This is a genomic window from Paenibacillus montanisoli (assembly GCF_003268025.1).
Lineage (GTDB): Bacteria > Bacillota > Bacilli > Paenibacillales > Paenibacillaceae > Paenibacillus_Z > Paenibacillus_Z montanisoli.
In genome coordinates this window covers 405,663-423,974 of the sequence record NZ_QLUW01000005.1, presented here as the reverse complement: position 1 = coordinate 423,974, position 18,312 = coordinate 405,663, and the positions used below count along the sequence as shown (strand labels likewise).

Genomic DNA, 18,312 nt, shown 5'->3' with positions numbered 1-18,312 from the left:
TTGCGGAGAAACGCACGAAAGCCGCGGAAATTCGACCAATTCTCCCCTGATATGAGGGAACTTTCATTGGGAACTGCAGCGCTTCCTATGGTAGAATAGAATAAGATTGCTTATCGACAGGCGGTGTAGCGATGCACGGTAAAATATTAGTCGTAGACGATGAACAACCGATTGCGGACATTATAAAATTCAACCTCGAAAAGGAAGGCTATCAGGTCATCTGCGCCTTTGACGGCGGCGAGGCAGTGCGGCTAGCGTTCGAGGAGCAGCCGGATTTGATTTTGCTCGACTTGATGCTGCCGGTGAAAGACGGCATGGATGTGTGCCGCGAGGTGCGGACGCGCCTGCAGACGCCGATCATTATGCTGACGGCGAAGGATACCGAGCTGGATAAGGTGCTAGGCCTTGAGCTGGGCGCGGACGATTATGTGACGAAGCCGTTCAGCACGCGCGAGCTGCTGGCCCGGGTGAAAGCGCATTTGCGCCGGCAGAAGAACGATGCTTCACAGGCTTCTTCCGCGGTCGCGGGCGGCAATTCGAGCCCAGGCGCGGCTGCGCCTGCAGCAGTGAACGAGGACAAGCAGGGGCTGGGGATTTTCAACCTGTTTATCGATACGGACATGTATGTCGTCTATAAAGACAACGAGCCGCTCGATCTGACGCACCGCGAATACGAACTGGTCTATTATTTGGCCCGCAATTGCGGGAAAGTGATGACGCGCGAGCATTTGCTGCAGGCCGTATGGGGCTTCGAGTACTTCGGCGACGTCCGCACTGTGGATGTAACCATCCGCAGGCTGCGGGAGAAGATTGAGGATGATCCGAGCAGACCGGAATATATTTTGACCCGCAGAGGCCTTGGGTATCTGATGCGCAATCCGAAGTCCGGAGGGTTCGGCTACGGATGAACGGGATACGGTTTTTCCGAACCATTCAGGTCAAGCTGATCATTATTTACGTTCTGCTCATCTTGATCGCGATGCAGCTGATCGGCGTGTATTTCATCAGTACGATGAAGACGTCGCTGACGTCGACATTTACGAACAACATGAACGAGCAGGCGAATCTGTTGTCGCAAATCTCGGCGCAGACGCTGTCGAATCAGCCCGATCAGGCCGGCGACTCCAAGAAGCAGACGACCGAGGAGTACCTTAGAGTGCTCGTAAGCAGTCTGTTCAGCATCAGCGAGGCGGAGATTCAAATTCTTGACGCAAGCGGCAAAGTGCTGGCGACATCGATGCAGTCGCATCAGTCGTACATCGGAAAGAAGAATACGTCGCTTCCGGTGAGCCGGGCGCTACAGGGCATTAGGGACAACGAAGAGGAAATCATCGACGAAGACGGCTTGCGCAAGAAGATTATCGCCAAGCCGATTGTATATAGCGAGAAAATCGTAGGCGCGGTATATTTGGTCGCATCGATGAAGGAGCTGTATGCGACGGTAGACCGGATCAACCGAATCTTCATGTCCGGAATGCTGCTTGCGCTCGGGCTGACGGGCGTGCTCGGCATTTTGCTAGCGCATACGATTACGAATCCGATCAAGGCGCTGACCCGACAAGCCGCGGCCGTTGCGGAAGGCCGGTTCGACCAGCAGGTGCCGGTGCTTGGCAACGACGAGATCGGGCGGCTGAGCGAAGTGTTCAACGACATGACGATGCGTCTGCGCGATGCGCTCTCGGCGACGGAAGAAGAGAAGGAGAAGATCTCTTCGATTCTCGCCAACATGAGCGACGGCGTGGTCGCGGCGGACGAGCGCGGCGTCGTCATCATTACGAACCGGCGGGCGCAGGAAATGCTGCGCAAAGACGATTGCCAAGGACTGCGCCTGACCGAGCTGTTCGGGATGGATGAGGCGCAGCTAACCGGGCTGCATAAGGGGAGAGAGCAATCGGCGGTGCTCTACCACGTGCAGGCCGAAGGCGAAGAGGAAGAGCTGATGCGCGTTACTTTGACGCCGATTCACCGGCGCGACCAAGGCATTAGCGGTACGATCGCAGTGCTCCAGGATGTCACCGAACAGGAGAGGCTGGAGCAGTCCAGGCGCGAGTTCGTCGCGAACGTATCGCATGAGCTGCGCACGCCGCTAACAACGATCAAGAGTTATGCGGAGGCGCTCGATGACGGCGCAATGGACGAGCGGGAGCTCGGGCAGCGCTTTGTCGGCGTTATCCGCAATGAGACGGAGCGGATGATCCGGCTAGTCACGGATCTGCTGCACCTGTCGCGGCTCGATTCGAACCAGGCTCCGCTTCGGCGGCAGCAGACGAACGTGCCGGATATGCTGGAGGAGGTGGCCGACCGCTTCTCCTTCCAGTTGCGCAAAAAGGCGATTCGGGCGTCGGTCCGAGTGGAGGACTCGATTAAGTCCATCTGGCTCGACCGCGACCAGATCGATCAAGTGTTGGATAATCTCGTTTCCAACGCGATTAAATATACGCTCGACGGCGGGCGCATTGAAATTGCGGCCCGTCGGCTGGATGCCGCCTCTATCGCGATCAGCGTGAAAGATACCGGAATCGGGATTCCGAAGCGGGACCTCGGCCGGATTTTTGACCGTTTCTATCGCGTTGATAAAGCGCGCTCACGCAATATGGGCGGGACAGGCCTGGGCTTGTCCATTGCCCGGGAAATTGTGAAGGCGCACGGCGGTTCCATCTCGCTCGACTCTGAGCTCAATGAGGGCACGATGGTTACGGTTATTCTTCCTGCCGCTAAGCCGGGCGGAGGTGAGAGCGCATGATGGATAAGCTGAAGACGTGGGTGCTTACGGCGCTTGTTATTCTCAGCCTGATTCAAAGCTATCTGCTCGCTTACAGCATGCCCGGTCTTGGCGTAACGACAATACCGCAGCAAGATTACGTGCCGGCGGAGCCGATGGGACAGGAAGAAAAAGTAGAGAACGTTATTTTTCCGGAGGATATGGTTCTGCACTTGGGCAAAGGAAAGCATACGCTTCTTTACCCAGCATCCAATTTTTATAATCTGATTTTCGGCAAAATTAAAAGCCGGGAGTTTAAAGGCTTTCAGCGGAGCGCGGCCGTTGTGGTCGATTGGGATGAAATCCGCGACCGCGACCAAGGGCTCGAGCTGCGGTTCGGGCGGGGCGTTCCGGTCGAGCTGCTAAGCAAGGTGTTGAAGCTCGAAGGCGATACGACGTTCATGGATGACGTCGTGAACCGGATTTGGATTTATAAGAGCAGCGACCGGGATGAAGTGCGGACGTACTTCTTCAGCGGAGACGGCCTGACCGTCTATGAATCGGTGAAAGCGGATTTGACCGCCCAGGACGTGCAGATGTACGTCGGTTACGGCGAATATCAGACGAATTACCGGAGGCTCGGCCAAGATATCTACACCGCGGACGGACCGGTGGAAGCGATGCAGTCGGTGGTCGGCTACGATAGCTACTCGCCGGAGCAGATGCAGCGGTACTTGTTCTTCGATCCGGGCGTGACGCGGGTCATCAGCGACCAGGGCGGATCGCAGATCTATACGGATGGCAAACGCGGCTTGCAGGTGGAGCAGAACGGTCGATGGATCAATTACACCGACCCGGTGTCGGTCCAGGGACAGGATGATAACAAGAGCCAAGATGTATATGCAGCGATCCAGTTCATTAATGATCACGGCGGCTGGGATGGCATGCATCGCTTCGTGCATGAAGGGACTTTCGAGAGCGTGCAGGTGCTGCGGTTTCAGCAGTACTACGGTTCGTTCCCGATCATTCCGCAGGAGCCGTTCGTGTTCGGGAGCATGAAGCTGCGCGTACAGCAGGGCGTTGTATCGGAATATGAACGTTCTCTGCTGACGCTGCAGAAGAAGCCGAAGCAGCGGAATGTCCGATGGCTGCCTGGCGGCGACATGCTGGAGAGCGCATTCGAGAACTATGCTCGGAAGCAGGACGTGACCGCGATTTTCCCGGCGCTGCTTTCCGTTGCGGCGGAGAAGAACGTGATGAAGCTGGAGCCGGTTTGGGCTGTGCGCTTGCGGGACGGCTCGCAGAAGACGTTATTGCAGGCGATCCCGGGCGGTTATAAGCCGGGACCGGGCGAGCCGGGCGGCGCACCGCTGCAGAAGGCCAACCAAGATAGCGTTGAGCCGGACAGTATCGTCGGCTCGGGCGGCATCGCGCGGCTGAGCGGCGGGCCCTTGGATGGGCATCTGGGCGGCTAGGCAAGCTCGGAGAAATCCGGCGCCGAAGCAAGCGGCATGAGCGAGGCAATGATGCTGCGGGAACGGTAACCGGTAATAACGGTTCTGTCTATCGGGCGAAGGCAGACGATATCATGAACAAGCCGGGCAGCCGGTAGTGCAGCTGCCGCGATGGCGCGGAAGGAGATGAAGGGATGGACTGGGGCAGGGCGAAGAGTGTGCTGATTTTTGCATTTTTATTGCTGAATCTCGTGCTTGGTTATCAGCTCTGGTCCAATATCCGGGAGGGGCTGCGGACGAGCGCGGATGTGAGCGATTTGCGGCCGGAGACGCAGGCGATGATGGAGGAGAAGAAAATTAAGCTCAGTACGAGCATTCCTTCGGAGACGCCTGCTCTGCGCGACCTTACCTACAGGGTCAAAACAAAGCAGCTTGGCAAAGGCGTGCGGCACGAACTGAAAGAGCCGGTGGACAGCAAAGTGGTCTTCGAAACCAAGGAGCTGGAGGAGAGCCTTGGCGGCATCATTCCGGAGCTTAAAAATTACGCGCTGGGCCCGGTGTATGAGAATGAGTTTATTTTGTACCGGATGGCCGAAGGGCGCCCGATGTTCGATGTGAAGCTGGAGCTTTTCTACAAGAATCAGAAGATCATTGCATTCAAGCAGGACCTAATTGAGCTGCTGCCGCCGCAGGATGCGGTTTCGCAGTCGGTGCTGTCGGCCACGAAGGTGGTGACCAGCTTGATTGAGAACCAGCTGCCTAACGGAGCGGTCATCGAAGAGATCAAGCTTGGGTATCACGGCCAGATCTTTGAATCGGATATCCAGGTATCGGCGCCGACATGGCGCGTGCTGCTAGAGGATGGCGGACAGTATTACATGAATGCCATCAGTGGGGAAGTTGTAACGGAATAAGCGTTGGTTATGGGGAAAGGGCAGGTTTTGAGCAGCATGGGACTTCGATTTACGGTACTGGGGAGCGGTTCGACAGGAAATGCCACGATCGTGCAGTGCGAGGATTCGACCGTTCTCGTCGATGCTGGTATGAGCGCGAAAAGGCTCGAGGAGCTCATGCGGGAGCGAGGCGTGGCCGGTCATGAGATCAATGCGATTCTCGTAACGCATGAGCATTCTGATCATATAAAAGGACTTGGCGCTTTCGCTAGAAAGCACAATGTGCCGATTTATGCGAATGAAGCGACATGGGGCGCGCTGGAGCGCCACGTCGGCCAGATTACATGCGAGCAGCGGGTGATCTTGGAAACGGGCGAGACGGCGAAATTCGGCGCGATGCGGACGACCTCGTATGCGATTTCGCATGATGCGGCCGAGCCGGTCGGGTATGTTTTTGAAGATGATGATGTGAAACTGAGTCTGGCAACGGATCTTGGCTACGTGAGCGATAAAGTGCGAGCGATGATTGAAGATTCCGACGTGCTGGTGCTGGAGTCGAACCATGACGTGAATATGCTGCGGATGGGGCGTTATCCGTGGAACATTAAGCGCCGGATCTTGAGCGATATTGGGCACTTGTCCAATGAAGCGGCGGGCGAGGCGCTCTGCCAGCTCATGACGGACCGCACGAAGCGGGTGTATCTGGCACATCTCAGCCTGGATCATAACATGATGGATTTGGCCAAGCTGACGGTGAACGGCATTCTGGAGAACAATGGCTTCTTCTTCAAGAAGGACGAGCATCCGCTGCGGGAAACGTACCATGACCGGTCTACGGCATGGGATGAAGTGAGAAGGCGATAAGCTCGTCCATCTCGCTGTCGAGCGAGGCGATTTTGCGTTCGAGCTCTTCCGGGGCAAGCAGTCCTTTCTCGATAAGCAGCTCGGTGATTGCGCTGAGGGTGAGCAAGGCACGGTAATGATCCTCTTTGAGGTCAGCCAGCTTGGCTACCAGATTGAGATGATCCAAGGCTTGCGATGAGGCGCGGGAGGTTCTCGGCTTCATTGGGATTCGCTCCTTCATTTTGATTAAAGGTTTCTATTATTATTGTAGACTGTTCTACCGATATCATTCCTAGATTCGTAAAATAATGATCTCTGATGCCCGGAAGGTATCGAGAGGAGCGATTATAGATGAGCTTATTTGATGATGATTTTTATTCCACGCGTGTCTCGCGCCGCATTCGGTCGACAGGCCGCAGCCGCGATGTATCGTTCAGCAAACGCGGCTTCCGCTGGACTTGGACACCCGTTCGCATGGCGGCTGCTTCTTCGGTGGTAAGTGCGCTCGCGGTCGTGTTGGCGTTTGGTTTGTTCACAGGCTTCGAGCGCGGCGAGCAAGCGGTTTCGGCCGTATCCGGTGTCACCAACGTCGGAATGAGCGGCGATCCGCTGGAGAAAACGATCTCCGCCGCGGCGAAGATGCGTCCGGCCGTCGTCAGCATTATCAATGAGCAGGCGCAGATTGAGGACGGCGCGGCTGACGGAGGCACCGATGCAGGGGAAGGTTCCGAATTGGAGCAGGCAGCGGTTGGTTCCGGCTTTATTTTCGAGAAGGTGAAGGGCAAAGCGCATATCATTACGAACAATCACGTTATTGAAGGTGCGGCTGCCGTTAAAGCGGTGCTGAGCACCGGCGAGACGCGCGAGGCGAAGATTGTCGGAACGGATGCGATCACGGACTTGGCTGTTCTGGAGATCGATGCGGACGGTATCGACGAAGTGGCGGAAATCGGCGACTCGGATGAATTGCGTGCCGGACAATGGGTCATGGCGATCGGCAATCCGCTCGGTCTGAGCGACTCGCTCTCGATGGGCATCGTGAGCAAGACGAAGCGGGTTATTCCTATCTCGCTTAGCCAGGATGGCAACTACGACTGGGAACAGGAAGTCATTCAAATCGATGCGTCCATTAACCAAGGCAATAGCGGCGGTCCGCTGATCGATCTGGACGGCAACGTGATCGGCATTAACAGCATGAAGATCGCCGAGTACGGCGTGGAAGGCGTCGGGTTCGCGATTCCTTCGCATATTGCGATGCCGATTGTGCAAAGCTTACTGGAGTATGGGAAAGTGAAACGCCCTTATCTAGGCGTGTATACGATGGATCTTGAGGTGTATTTGTCCCAGCAGGCTGCGGCTGCGTTGCCTGATGCCGGCGGCAATGGTGCTGATGCCGGTTCTTCCGATGATGAAGCAGCGGGTTCCGAATCCGGCGAAGGCATTGTGCCGGGCGGAGACGAGGGCATCGCGCTTCCTCAGGGCGATCTGAAGCTGCCGGAGGGCGTCGACCAAGGCGTCATCGTGCTGCAGGCGGTCGGTCCGGCTGCGGAAGCGGGACTGGCGTTTGGCGATATCATCGTGAAGCTGGATAACCGGTCGATCAGCAGTACGATGGAGCTGCGCAAGTATTTGTACTACGAGAAATCGATCGGCGATGAGATTGAAATCACCTTCTACCGTAACGGCGAGAAGCTGTCGACAACGTTTAAGCTGACGGAGAAGACGGAAGAATAACGGTATAGTCGCAATGCGGATCAGCCCGTGCAGGCCAAGTGTTGGCTTGCGTTACGACGGGCTGATCTCTTTGCGTGAGTGGATGCTTATGTGGAACATAACTAGTATGGGGGATCGGATCGATGTATTGTGTATGCAAAGAGCATGTGGAGCTGGCCATTGATAAATTCGTGGATGAGTACGAGGATGCACCTGATATCGTGGATCTGGTGAAGACGAAATTCACGGCTTGGGAAGCGCCGGCCACGTGCGAGATGTGCGACCACATTGCCGAGTATTTGGTGGTGTAGCCGATGCATATTCAGATTGCGGCCGTCGGGAAGCTGAAGGAAAAATATCTCGTGCTCGGCATCGCCGAATACGCGAAGCGTCTTGGTCCGTACGTGAAGCTCACGCTCACGGAGGTGCCGGACGAGCGGGCGCCCGAGACGATGAGCGCCGCCGAGGAGGCCATGGTCCGCGAGCGCGAGGGGGAGCGCTTGCTGTCGGTTATTAAGCCGGATGCGCATGTGATCGCGCTGGCGCTGGACGGGGAGCTGTGGTCGAGCGAGGACCTCGCCGGCCAGCTCGATTCATTAGCCACGTATGGGCGGAGCCACGTGGCTTTTGTTATTGGCGGGAGCAACGGCCTCGCGCCCGCCGTGATGAAGCGCGCCCAGCAGAAGCTGAGCTTCGGGCGCATGACTTTGCCGCACCAGCTCATGCGGCTGGTGTTGCTGGAACAGGTGTATCGGGCGGTGAAGATTAACCGCGGTGAACCGTATCATAAATGACGCAAATTATTGGAGATAATATAGAAGCCCCCAAGGTTCAACAATCTCAGAGAGCAGGATAAGTTTTAATGACAGTCAATCAAAAACAGCGTTATCGCTTCAGCGATGCACCGATATGGGTCCTACAGAGGCAATATTACGAAGAAGAAGGATTGAAGGCTTGGAACAACGATCAAGTGCCGCAATACATAACGAGCAATCCGATGATCGCGACCGCATATGCAGAAATGATTTTTGGTTTTCTTCAAGATCGGGCGAATAAGGGATATGGTTCGGAGCCCGTGATGATCGTGGAGCTTGGAGCGGGAGCCGGGCGATTTGCTTACCATGTGTTGCGCGAGTTATGCCGGTTGAGGGATTACGCAGGGATCGTATTGCCTACGTTCCGTTATGTGATGACGGACATAGCGATGAACAATGTTCGGGCTTGGAAGGATCATCCCGCTCTGCAAGCCTTTATTGCCGAGGGGATTCTGGACTTCTCGCGGTTTGATGCTATCCATGATATATCCCTGAACCTCGTACTGTCAGACGAAATGATTCGTCAAGGTGACTTACAACAACCGTTAGTCATCGTTGCCAACTACTTTTTTGACAGCATCCCACAAGAGTTGCTTTATATAGGCGATGGACAGATTTATGAAGCGGACGTGAACGTCGAATATCTCAAGCATCATGATTCAATGAAACCATCGGAATTACTAGATCAAATCGTTTTAAGTTATGAGCATCGGTTGGCGCCGGAGTACGAACAAGAAATCTATCCATACCGTGATGTCATTGCCGTCTATAAGGAGCAACTCGAAGATTCGTACGTTTTATTCCCTGTCGTAGGATTGAATTGCTTAGAGCGACTAAACAAGTTGTCGCAGAATGGATTTCTATTAGTCACGGCCGATAAAGGAAATCACTTGCTTGATAACTGGAAATCCGCAGAGCCGCCGGAGCTGATCCTGCACGGCAGCTTTTCTTTAACGGCAAACTACCATGCGATTCAATATGTCTTTAAACAAAGAGGAGCAGCGGCGTTATTTCCACCGCATCATTATAAAAGTATTAATGTTGGTTGCATTCTCAATTTGGAACAAACGATGGGCTATTCCCAAACGAGATTAGCTTATCGTCGGTTTATCGAACGCTTTGGACCTGACGAATTTTTTAGCATGAAGGTATGGGTAGATCGCAATTTAGAAAGCATGGGTCTGCAACAAATCTTAAGTTTTTGGCGTTTGGGCGGATACGATGCGGAATTTTTCATTCAAAGCGCGAAGCGGATCTCTAGTCTAATTTCGGATATGAATGATGAAGAAAAGCAGGATCTTTTGACAGGCATACAGCAGATGTGGTCCTCGTACTACGTCATGGAGCAGCGTTACGATCTTGCGCTTGATGCGGGTGTGGTACTGTTTGAGATGAGCATGTACGAGGAGTCCAAACGGTTTTTGGAAATATCGATTCTTGAAGAACAAGATGAAGTCGTATCGACCGTATACTATTGTCTAGCTATTTGTTGTTTTGAGTTAGAGTTAGTCAAAGAGGCATTGAATTACTTGCGCGAGTTACTAGTGCTTGATCCAGGTCATGAAGAGGCAATGGCGTTGTTAAGTCTGATTAAAGAGTGAATGATGTCTGGTTTCACCGACGCTCTTGAAGGGTCCACATTCTTTCGCCGATAGCCGCGGTAACTGAACCATATCATAAGTAGATCGAACTTTTGACACAATCAAAGAGGACAATAAAAAAATGCCTAGCGTTGAAACCAGAAGGGTGGTTGCCATGAGCGTAATACGTTTGGAGAACGTCACGAAGAAGTATGAAGAGTCCATACGGTGAACCGTACCACAAATGACGCAAATTTTTGACGGGCACGGAGATCGGCGATCTGGCCAACTACGGCGTCTCCACCTACGGAGAGGTCGTGCCGCTGTTCCGCAAAGGGGACTGAGTTGAATAGAGTTGGGAAGAAGCGATCTTTCGTCACTGGAAGATCGCTTTGTTTATTTTAAAACGAAAATTTTGAGCGCTCCTGTGATCCAATAGACCAGCATGCAATTTTTTGTTACAAATTGAGAATCATTTAATGTGGAGCCAGTATTAGAAATGTGAATAGATTGACAAGCGAATAGACAAATGATACATTTAACCACATGGTTAAGTGTCGTGATGGTGAAATTTTGAATAATGTCTTTTCAGTTCTTTCCGATCCGACGAGACGAGCAATAATTACACAGTTAGCCAAAGGCGAGATGACAGTCATGAAACTAGCCGAGCCTTTCGAAATGTCTTTACCTGCAGTATCAAAGCATTTGAAGGTTTTAGAAAAAGCTGGCTTAGTTTCAGTGCGGAAAGAGGGGAGGTTTCGCTATTTTTATTTAAATCCAGCATCAATTGACTGTGCCAATGAATGGTTAACGGATTTACGGCAATTCTGGACTTCGCAACTATCGAGGCTCGAACGCTTTCTGGACCAAGATACGACATATGAATAAAGGAGCTAAATAATTATGATTACAATGCAAGCAGACAAATTTACACTACAAATCAATTATAGCTATAAGGCTAATAGAGAAAGAGTATTTCAAGCGTGGACGAAACAAGAACTGTTGAAGCAATGGTGGGGCCCGGAAGGTTTCACAACTACCATTGATCGAATGGATGTTGTTGAAGGAGGAGGCTACCGTTTCATCATGCTAGCTCCTAATGGATCAAATCATATAATTGGCGGCAACTATTTATCGGTTATCCCTAATGAGAAGCTAGTCTTTACTTGGAAGTGGGAGCATGAAGGCTCTGGCGAGGATCAGGCGGATACGGTTGTTACAATCGTATTTCTTGAACAAGGTGAAGGAACTGAACTATTAGTCACGCATGAGAACTTCTCTACAAAGGATGAAGCTGAAAATCATAATAATGGCTGGAGCAGTTCTTTAGGTGGCAACTTAAAGAAATACCTGGAACTAAATGTCTAAAAAATGTGTTTTCTGAAAGATTGAAAAGAGGAGAATGATCATGACAAAACAAAATTTAGCTAATCATCGCAGATATCATCCGCCATTTCACTACTTTTTACCTTTAGTATTGCTGGCTATGTTAGTGGCAAACATCTTTTATGTAATCAAAGAGGGACTAAGTCTCTCTAGCATTCTTATGCTGCTTACTTTTGTGTATCTCATTACTATTAACTTTTTTGTTATCAGAAATTATCCAATGAAAGCTCAGGATCGGGCGATCAGAGCGGAAGAAAACTTGCGCCACTATGTGCTAACAGGACAAACGCTGGATTCAAGGCTTACACTTCAACAAGTTATTGCGCTGCGTTTTGCTAGTGATAGAGAATTCGTTGAACTTTGTAAAAAAGCGGTATCGGAAAGTTTAAGCCCAAATGATATTAAAAAAGCAATTAAAGATTGGAAAGGCGATTACTACAGAGCGTAGAGTATGCACGAGAATCTACATGTAGTAGCCAAGATGTAGGCTCATGCGATTCAGGATCATATGGACATGCTGAAGTTGAACTAATTCGGAATAAGTAAACTGAAAACCGTTATGAACTGCGTAGCGGGTTTCAGTTTCTTTATCTTTGCGGAGAACCGTATCATAAGTAACGGCAAGTTTTATTCACCATAAAGGAGTAGCGAATCCCAGATAGAATACTAGTAATGTCTACATATGCACGATAGGACATGAGCTATACTTTTCATTCTTGCGGAGGTGTGATATGAAAGCGTTATTTATTGGAGGCACGGGAACGATTAGTTCGGCAATCACTAAGCAGTTATCGGAAGAAGGGTGTGAACTGTACCTTCTTAACAGAGGCAATCGAAACGCGAGCCTTCCGGCTAACGTGAAAATTCTTCAAGCGGATATCAACGACGAAGAAAAAGTATCGCAGCTAATCCATAACTTGAACTTTGATGTCGTGGCGGATTTTATCGCTTTTCATCCCGAGCAATTGGAAAGAGACTACCGTTTATTCCACGGTAAAACGAAGCAGTTTATTTTTATTAGTTCCGCTTCTGCTTACCAAAAACCTCTATCGGATTATCGCATTACGGAAAGCACTCCACTTTCTAATCCCTATTGGGAATATTCCAGAAACAAGATCGCTTGCGAAGAATATTTGATGAAGCAATACCGTGATGAGGGCTTCCCCATTACTATCGTGAGGCCAAGTCACACCTATGATGAACGTTCCATACCACTTGGCGTGCATGGGAAAAATGGAAGCTGGCAAGTAGCCAAACGCATGCTGGAAAACAAACCCGTGATTATTCATGGAGACGGAACTTCCCTTTGGACGATGACTCACAGCAGCGATTTTGCAAAAGGCTTCATCGGTTTAATGGGCAATATTCATGCTATTGGGGAATCCGTTCACATTACCTCCGATGAAACCGTTACTTGGAATCAAGTCTACGAGGCGATAGCCGACGCTCTTGGCATAAAGCTTCAAGCGGTCCATGTTTCGTCTGAGTTCTTGGCTGCCTGCAGCAAACAGGATTATCGGGGTGGATTAATCGGCGATAAGGCGAATTCCGTTGTCTTCGATAATTCTAAGCTGAAAAGACTAGTTCCCGGCTTTGTAGCAACAACGCGCTTTGACCAAGGGATTAAGCGTACTGTGGACTATATACTATCCCATCCTGAGCATCAGAAGGAAGATAAAGAGTTCGATATTTGGTGCGATAAGGTGATTCATGCATTGCAGATAGCTGCGGCATCCATATCAGAATAGTTCACAACAAAACAGTATTCGTTGCCTCTCAAATATAATTAGGCCGTCCCGCCGAAGGACGGCCTAAAAACTTGCCGTTACGGAAAACGCGGAGGTGATATAATGAAAATCGGAATGATTGGTATTGGAGATATTGCTAAGAAAGCTTACCTTCCGGTATTAACGCAAATGGAAGGGATTGAGCTATATATATGCACTAGAAATGAAAAGGTTTTAAGAGAAACGGCAGCTAAGTGCAAAATAAACTATACATATACTGATATGAATGAGTTGTTAAAAAGCGGTATAAAAGCGGCTTTTGTCCATTCTGCTACTGCTTCTCATGAAGAGATTATAAATAAATTGCTCGATAACGATGTTCATGTTTATGTTGATAAACCTATTACCTCCGATGGCGAATCTTCTAAAAGGTTGGTCGAGAAGGCGAAAAGCAAAGGTTTAGTATTGATGGCAGGCTTCAATAGACGGTATGCGCCACCTTATCAAAAATTGAAGGAAATAGAGAACCCCAATTTGATCATTATGCAAAAAAATCGTGGTCATCAAGCCTCTGATTTACGTACGTTTGTATTCGATGACTTTATTCATGTCATCGACACCTTGCTTTATTTGTTTCCATACAAAATTGACAATATAAGGATAAGCGGAAAACAAGTGGATGGTTTGTTGCACCACGTCATCCTGCAGCTTGAATCCGAGCAAGGAACAGCAATTGGAATTATGAACCGTGAAGCTGGGACCTCAGAAGAAAAAGTAGAAGTTATGAGCAGCAATGAAACAAGGGTTGTAAAAAATGTAAACGAAATTTTTACGCATAAAGATAGACAAATTTTGAATTACGGATCTAATGATTGGGAGCCAACGCTTTATAAAAGAGGCTTTCATGGAGTCGTTTCAGCTTTTATTGAAGCAGTAAACAATGGATCAAAATCCTATGATGGTTATGATCGAGATTTACAAGGACATCAAATTGCAGAGAAGGTTGTTCAAACCCTTAAATAAGCGTTTAAACCGCGTTATATTTATTGTTGGATCATTCAAGAACATAACAGGGCACCCAAGCGGGTGCCTTTCGAATTCGCTCTATAAAGGATACGGTATGAAATTAATACTTAATATATGGGGGAATGAATGGTGAATAAGAGTTCAGATCCGGTGCTCCCAAATGATGAAATCTTAGAAAAGTTTAAAATCAATGTGGCCGCCCCGCTTGGAGGGAGACTCAATCAGCATTGGCTTGTAAACTTTAACAACGAACGCCTAGTTTTACGCCTCTGGTCCAATGCAATTCACATTGATGATATCCAGTATGAGGTGAGTCTGCTCAAAAGCGTTGCTGAGCTTGGTTGGCCTGTTGCAGCTGTCATTGAAGGTCCGATTGAGTTTGGGGGTCAAATGTGGGGGTTGTTCCCTTATCTTCACGGTGAACCGCCTTCCGTCGAGAATCCGGCAGCCGAACAGCGTGCAAGGGGACGCCTAATGGCTCGGTTCCACGCTGATCTCAGGGGGCTCAGCGGAATTGGACAGCGTAAGGATTGGCGGCGGTGTGAAGAGATTCTTTTTGACGACGAGTTAGATCTATTGCTCTCAGAAAATGAAATGAAGAGACCAGAGGAAATACGAGTCCTGCGGTGGCACCTAGAGCGTGCTCGCAAACGAGTGGAGGGGCTGAAGCTTCATTCCCGCCCTGGTATCGTGATCCACGGTGATTTTACACCATGGAATTTACGATTCCAAGAAGGAAAGCTATCCGGTATTCTCGACTTTGAACTTGCGCATTGGGATCATAGAGTCGGCGATTTTGCTCTCTCGTGGCGTGGAAAGTACGACGAGGTTGTTTATGGTTACGATGAAGTATCGCCCCTTGAGCCAGAGGAGTGGGAGTTGCTAACGCCAATGTGGTGGGCGGGACTCATTGAGGGTGCATGTAGGCACTTGAAGGAAGGCACTCGTGACGATGGCTGGATCATCAAGAAATTGTTGGAGCGCTCACCATTGATGGGTCAGGATGCTATTGCATTTAGTTAAATGAAATAGGAGCGAGTAGAGGAGCCTTCCGCATTAACGCGGAAGGGAACTATTGACATTTACCATCCTTTCATGTATTTATTAATTAATAAATAAATGAGGAGTTCGAGAAGTGGCTAAAGAGGACCGCAAACAGCAAATTATCGAAGCAGCAGTATCCGTCTTCGCCAAACAGGGTTATTATAAAACTACTACGGCACATATAGCTCAAGCAGTGGGGGTTACTCAGCCGTATGTGTTTCATTTTTTTAAAACGAAGGAAGAGCTGTTCATTGCAGTTTTGGAGCAATCCGTCAATCGTATTGCAGGCATATTCAGGGAGGTTGAGGCGCCGACTGAGCACCTGCAGGACCGGATGGGCGAAGCGTTCTATGGGCTGTTAGAAACACACCGAGACGAAACATTGCTGTCTATGCAGGCTTTTACGACGGTTGAGCCAGTCATTCGCAAGAAGGTGCAGGAAGGCTTTGCCCATATCCATAAGGTGGTAAAGGAGAAATTCGAGCAAGCGCAAATACCGCAGCCTGGTTTTCAGGCGTCTGCTTTCATTGGCATCGGGATGGCTACGGTAGTGTCGGAAGTACTGGAGCTGCCAGAGCTTTTACCTTACTGCGAGAAGGACTAACAAGCCTTCTCCAACTTTTTAGGCTTTGATTTATTGATTAATAAATAAAAGTTTAAAGGAGATGAAGGTAATGGGAAAAGTAATACCAGGTAGATACACAGCTCGTATAGAGGGCGACTTCGTCGTTTTCCTAATTGGCATGCGCGTCAATCGGTTATGGGCTGTACACAAGTGGCTGCCCGTGTTTCTGGCAATGGGACCGATGCTGAAAGAACTTTATACCAATAAGAAGCTCGGCTTCCGGGGTACCGAGTTTATGGTAGGGTGGCGCAGCGTGCATCTGCTCCAATATTGGGATTCGTATGAGCAGCTTGAGGCGTATGCCCGCGGCGGACAGCATCTTCAGGCATGGCGGAAGTTTAATCGCAGTGTCGGAACCGATGGAACAGTCGGGATCTACCATGAAACCTACAAAGTCCGTGCCGGCGATTATGAGTGTATTTATGGAAACATGCCGGTGTTTGGCCTTGCAAAGGTGGCGGAGCATATTCCGGCTACCGGCCGAATGGAGACGTCGCGCCGCCGCATGGGTGGAGAGAATGAGCCTGCCGTCCCGACGCCGGAAGAGCGGCCTCGTCGTTAAGGGAATGTTTACGCGCATTGATTTAAGTCAATAGACAAGCCTAGGGATGGAGGGATACGATGGGAAATACCGATAAGTTCGATATGATAGCTAACCTATATGACACTCCTGAAAGAATCCAAATTGCAAAGGTATCATCGGATGCCATTCGCAACTATTTAGTTGACGCTAAAAGCAAGAATGCCATCGATTTTGGCTGTGGAACCGGTCTTGTCGGAATGGACTTGTTAAACGAATTTAATTCGGTGCTTTTTCTGGATACATCGCCAAACATGATTAATCAAATCGAGCAAAAAATTTCTGATTTTAATCTTCAGCATGTAGATACATTATGCTTTGATTTTGAAAAGGAAGGCTTATCGGAGCTTCATGCCGACTACATTTTCATGGCTCAGGTTCTGCTTCATATTCCTGACGTCGAATTCGTTTTATCAAGGTTGTTTGAGGTTCTGAATGAAGGAGGGCATTTGCTAATCGTAGATTTTAATAAAAATGAAAAAATCGATTCAGATCTCGTTCATAACGGATTCAATCAAGCAGAGCTGGCCGACATGATGACCAAAATAGGATACAGGGATATTCAATCCGAAACTTTTTATACGGGAAGTAAACTATTCATGGGCCATGACGCATCTATGTTTATTCTTGATTCTCGAAAGAGGTGATAGGAAAATGAAAAAAGCGTTGCCAAACACAAGGGTGCTTTGTGAGGGGATGCTTGGTCAAAATTACTGGTTTCACGGCTGTATGGAATATTTGATGGAATGCCTTGGTGAGAGCAGAGAATATAATTATTGGTTTTTCTCCGAGCGAGTTTCATGAACTGATTTTCGTTGGAGATACGAAAGAACGCCCGACATTGGCCGATGCTTACAGACAAGCGGTTATGAATATCCCCTCGCTAATAACGATGCCCGCCACAGCCGAGTATTCTTTTGGCAGACAGGCCTTTTTGGATTGGGCTGACAGCTTTCAAAACGGAACGTTTGATCATGTTTCTTCATTAAACGTTTGGAATGTACATGGAACTTATCTTTGCATAGCAGGGACAAACGGTTGTTCAAGGGGATTCTTGAACAGAGCATTGGAATTAAACCCTGATATGATCTTTATTCATGAACTTGAGTCGCTATATGAAGAACAAGGCGACGTATTTGAAGAGTTGGCCTATCGTGGTCAGAATGGAAATAACGATTACGAAAATGGCGGAATGCAGAACGGATTTAAGATTAAGCCCGAAGTCATAACAAATAAAGAGCTTATGAAGCCAATCAGTGATAAGATTTTGGAGTCGGTTACCTATTGTGACGAAATACTTCGGATTTTTTCGCAGCAACGTTGTTAATACTAGACTATGAGAACGCCATTATCTTAGCCCTGGGAGGGATGGAAGTGTCCTATATCGTTGATTTTAAAGATGTGTCTACGGTTGGTTTAGAGTCTTCGCCTGTAGTAGATGCGCTTGCCGGTTTGCGTGCGAATGAAGCCCGTTACTTTATGAACAAATACAAGCATGAATTTACGGTCGTACCGGCTAGCGAAAGCCAAGACACCCTTGATTATGTGAACCGGGTTTTAAAAGAAGAACGCGGCATTGAGTTTGCGGCTAAACCTTTGGAAACGTCGCTTTTCCTAGTGGAAAACATCAGATGGGCGTACGTCTTTTATGAGGATGGTCTTGAGGTCAACGTTTTATATACGATCGATGACCCCAAGAAGCGGGCCGTTGGTTTTAAGCTTTCCGAGGGAATGGAAGTACCGAAGGAGCTGGAAGGGAAGTTTAAGTTCGCTAGGCAGAAATCTAAACTTGCCGGGACGATTCGGGGATCGTTTTTTGTAATTAAGGGCGAGTACTGAAATAAACAAAGCGCAGGCCTCTATTCCGAATGGCGGAATAGAGGTTTTTGTCGTGATCGCCAATAGGGCAGCGGGAGGAATTGTTT

The 18,312-nt window shown here is 49.4% G+C and carries 21 protein-coding genes; 20 read left to right on the top strand and 1 reads right to left on the bottom strand.

Annotation, left to right across the window (positions count from 1 at the left end; genetic code table 11):
* Positions 1-131 precede the first annotated feature (131 nt).
* The 5 genes from DL346_RS24620 to DL346_RS24600 all read left to right on the top strand — a co-directional run bounded on the left by DL346_RS24620 (position 132) and on the right by DL346_RS24600 (position 5,912).
* Positions 132-908: a response regulator gene (locus DL346_RS24620; RefSeq protein ID WP_112885035.1), complete on the top strand. Its 777-nt coding sequence runs from the start codon at positions 132-134 to the stop codon at positions 906-908.
* Positions 905-2,743: a cell wall metabolism sensor histidine kinase WalK gene (walK, locus tag DL346_RS24615; protein WP_112885034.1), complete on the top strand. Its 1,839-nt coding sequence runs from the start codon at positions 905-907 to the stop codon at positions 2,741-2,743. Before DL346_RS24620 ends, walK begins: the two co-directional genes overlap by 4 nt.
* On the top strand, positions 2,740-4,176 hold the full coding sequence (locus DL346_RS24610; protein ID WP_112885033.1) for a YycH family regulatory protein: 1,437 nt from the start codon (positions 2,740-2,742) through the stop codon (positions 4,174-4,176). The genes walK and DL346_RS24610 overlap by 4 nt, the downstream gene beginning before the upstream one ends.
* A 173-nt stretch (positions 4,177-4,349) precedes the next feature.
* Positions 4,350-5,069 carry a two-component system regulatory protein YycI gene (gene yycI, locus DL346_RS24605; RefSeq protein ID WP_112885032.1) on the top strand — a complete coding sequence of 240 codons (720 nt, stop codon included), beginning with the start codon at positions 4,350-4,352 and terminating at the stop codon, positions 5,067-5,069.
* 36 nt (positions 5,070-5,105) lie between these two features.
* Complete coding sequence (locus DL346_RS24600) at positions 5,106-5,912, top strand: MBL fold metallo-hydrolase (RefSeq protein ID WP_112885031.1); 807 nt, start codon at positions 5,106-5,108, stop codon at positions 5,910-5,912.
* Here DL346_RS24600 and DL346_RS24595 read toward each other — a convergent pair.
* Positions 5,881-6,114: a hypothetical protein gene (locus tag DL346_RS24595; RefSeq protein WP_112885030.1), complete on the bottom strand. Its 234-nt coding sequence runs from the start codon at positions 6,112-6,114 to the stop codon at positions 5,881-5,883. The two genes, DL346_RS24600 and DL346_RS24595, sit on opposite strands and share 32 nt — an antisense overlap.
* A gap of 128 nt (positions 6,115-6,242) precedes the next feature.
* Here DL346_RS24595 and DL346_RS24590 point away from each other — a divergent pair, with 128 nt between their 5' ends.
* From DL346_RS24590 to DL346_RS24520, 15 genes are all read left to right on the top strand, one after another.
* On the top strand, positions 6,243-7,625 hold the full coding sequence (locus DL346_RS24590; RefSeq protein WP_112885029.1) for a S1C family serine protease: 1,383 nt from the start codon (positions 6,243-6,245) through the stop codon (positions 7,623-7,625).
* Positions 7,626-7,747: 122 nt separating this feature from the next.
* Positions 7,748-7,915 (top strand): CxxH/CxxC protein, encoded by a 168-nt coding sequence (locus DL346_RS24585; RefSeq protein WP_112885028.1) that lies wholly within the window; start codon positions 7,748-7,750, stop codon positions 7,913-7,915.
* Positions 7,916-7,918: 3 nt separating this feature from the next.
* Positions 7,919-8,398 carry a 23S rRNA (pseudouridine(1915)-N(3))-methyltransferase RlmH gene (gene rlmH, locus DL346_RS24580; protein WP_112885027.1) on the top strand — a complete coding sequence of 160 codons (480 nt, stop codon included), beginning with the start codon at positions 7,919-7,921 and terminating at the stop codon, positions 8,396-8,398.
* 68 nt (positions 8,399-8,466) lie between these two features.
* Complete coding sequence (locus DL346_RS24575) at positions 8,467-10,020, top strand: SAM-dependent methyltransferase (RefSeq protein ID WP_112885026.1); 1,554 nt, start codon at positions 8,467-8,469, stop codon at positions 10,018-10,020.
* A 525-nt stretch (positions 10,021-10,545) separates the two neighbouring features.
* Complete coding sequence (locus tag DL346_RS24570; protein WP_112885025.1) at positions 10,546-10,887, top strand: ArsR/SmtB family transcription factor; 342 nt, start codon at positions 10,546-10,548, stop codon at positions 10,885-10,887.
* 15 nt (positions 10,888-10,902) lie between these two features.
* Positions 10,903-11,367 (top strand): SRPBCC family protein, encoded by a 465-nt coding sequence (locus DL346_RS24565; RefSeq protein WP_112885024.1) that lies wholly within the window; start codon positions 10,903-10,905, stop codon positions 11,365-11,367.
* A gap of 40 nt (positions 11,368-11,407) precedes the next feature.
* On the top strand, positions 11,408-11,833 hold the full coding sequence (locus tag DL346_RS24560; RefSeq protein WP_112885023.1) for a DUF6526 family protein: 426 nt from the start codon (positions 11,408-11,410) through the stop codon (positions 11,831-11,833).
* Positions 11,834-12,116: 283 nt separating this feature from the next.
* Entirely contained in the window at positions 12,117-13,133 is a 1,017-nt protein-coding gene (locus DL346_RS24555; RefSeq protein WP_112885022.1) for an SDR family oxidoreductase, read from the top strand.
* 102 nt (positions 13,134-13,235) lie between these two features.
* The gene (locus DL346_RS24550) at positions 13,236-14,135 is read left to right on the top strand and encodes a Gfo/Idh/MocA family protein (protein ID WP_112885021.1); all 900 of its coding nucleotides are present in this window, start codon (positions 13,236-13,238) and stop codon (positions 14,133-14,135) included.
* 129 nt (positions 14,136-14,264) lie between these two features.
* Positions 14,265-15,161 carry a phosphotransferase enzyme family protein gene (locus DL346_RS24545; protein ID WP_112885020.1) on the top strand — a complete coding sequence of 299 codons (897 nt, stop codon included), beginning with the start codon at positions 14,265-14,267 and terminating at the stop codon, positions 15,159-15,161.
* A 112-nt stretch (positions 15,162-15,273) separates the two neighbouring features.
* Positions 15,274-15,786: a TetR/AcrR family transcriptional regulator gene (locus DL346_RS24540; RefSeq protein WP_112885019.1), complete on the top strand. Its 513-nt coding sequence runs from the start codon at positions 15,274-15,276 to the stop codon at positions 15,784-15,786.
* A gap of 70 nt (positions 15,787-15,856) precedes the next feature.
* Complete coding sequence (locus DL346_RS24535) at positions 15,857-16,369, top strand: DUF4188 domain-containing protein (RefSeq protein WP_112885018.1); 513 nt, start codon at positions 15,857-15,859, stop codon at positions 16,367-16,369.
* A 59-nt stretch (positions 16,370-16,428) separates the two neighbouring features.
* Positions 16,429-17,034, top strand: coding sequence for a class I SAM-dependent methyltransferase (locus DL346_RS24530; protein ID WP_112885017.1), 606 nt, complete (start codon positions 16,429-16,431; stop codon positions 17,032-17,034).
* A gap of 107 nt (positions 17,035-17,141) precedes the next feature.
* Positions 17,142-17,714 carry a hypothetical protein gene (locus tag DL346_RS24525; RefSeq protein WP_112885016.1) on the top strand — a complete coding sequence of 191 codons (573 nt, stop codon included), beginning with the start codon at positions 17,142-17,144 and terminating at the stop codon, positions 17,712-17,714.
* Between the two features lie 47 nt (positions 17,715-17,761).
* Positions 17,762-18,226, top strand: coding sequence for a phage tail protein (locus tag DL346_RS24520; protein WP_112885015.1), 465 nt, complete (start codon positions 17,762-17,764; stop codon positions 18,224-18,226).
* Positions 18,227-18,312: the final 86 nt, after the last annotated feature.

Bases quoted from the DNA above. Each gene is read 5' to 3' on its own strand.
- DL346_RS24620 (WP_112885035.1), top strand. From the start codon at position 132: ATGCACGGTAAAATATTAGTCGTAGACGATGAACAACCGATTGCGGAC.
- walK (WP_112885034.1), top strand. From the start codon at position 905: ATGAACGGGATACGGTTTTTCCGAACCATTCAGGTCAAGCTGATCATT.
- DL346_RS24610 (WP_112885033.1), top strand. From the start codon at position 2,740: ATGATGGATAAGCTGAAGACGTGGGTGCTTACGGCGCTTGTTATTCTC.
- yycI (WP_112885032.1), top strand. From the start codon at position 4,350: ATGGACTGGGGCAGGGCGAAGAGTGTGCTGATTTTTGCATTTTTATTG.
- DL346_RS24600 (WP_112885031.1), top strand. From the start codon at position 5,106: ATGGGACTTCGATTTACGGTACTGGGGAGCGGTTCGACAGGAAATGCC.
- DL346_RS24595 (WP_112885030.1), bottom strand. From the start codon at position 6,114: ATGAAGCCGAGAACCTCCCGCGCCTCATCGCAAGCCTTGGATCATCTC.
- DL346_RS24590 (WP_112885029.1), top strand. From the start codon at position 6,243: ATGAGCTTATTTGATGATGATTTTTATTCCACGCGTGTCTCGCGCCGC.
- DL346_RS24585 (WP_112885028.1), top strand. From the start codon at position 7,748: ATGTATTGTGTATGCAAAGAGCATGTGGAGCTGGCCATTGATAAATTC.
- rlmH (WP_112885027.1), top strand. From the start codon at position 7,919: ATGCATATTCAGATTGCGGCCGTCGGGAAGCTGAAGGAAAAATATCTC.
- DL346_RS24575 (WP_112885026.1), top strand. From the start codon at position 8,467: ATGACAGTCAATCAAAAACAGCGTTATCGCTTCAGCGATGCACCGATA.
- DL346_RS24570 (WP_112885025.1), top strand. From the start codon at position 10,546: ATGGTTAAGTGTCGTGATGGTGAAATTTTGAATAATGTCTTTTCAGTT.
- DL346_RS24565 (WP_112885024.1), top strand. From the start codon at position 10,903: ATGATTACAATGCAAGCAGACAAATTTACACTACAAATCAATTATAGC.
- DL346_RS24560 (WP_112885023.1), top strand. From the start codon at position 11,408: ATGACAAAACAAAATTTAGCTAATCATCGCAGATATCATCCGCCATTT.
- DL346_RS24555 (WP_112885022.1), top strand. From the start codon at position 12,117: ATGAAAGCGTTATTTATTGGAGGCACGGGAACGATTAGTTCGGCAATC.
- DL346_RS24550 (WP_112885021.1), top strand. From the start codon at position 13,236: ATGAAAATCGGAATGATTGGTATTGGAGATATTGCTAAGAAAGCTTAC.
- DL346_RS24545 (WP_112885020.1), top strand. From the start codon at position 14,265: ATGGTGAATAAGAGTTCAGATCCGGTGCTCCCAAATGATGAAATCTTA.
- DL346_RS24535 (WP_112885018.1), top strand. From the start codon at position 15,857: ATGGGAAAAGTAATACCAGGTAGATACACAGCTCGTATAGAGGGCGAC.
- DL346_RS24530 (WP_112885017.1), top strand. From the start codon at position 16,429: ATGGGAAATACCGATAAGTTCGATATGATAGCTAACCTATATGACACT.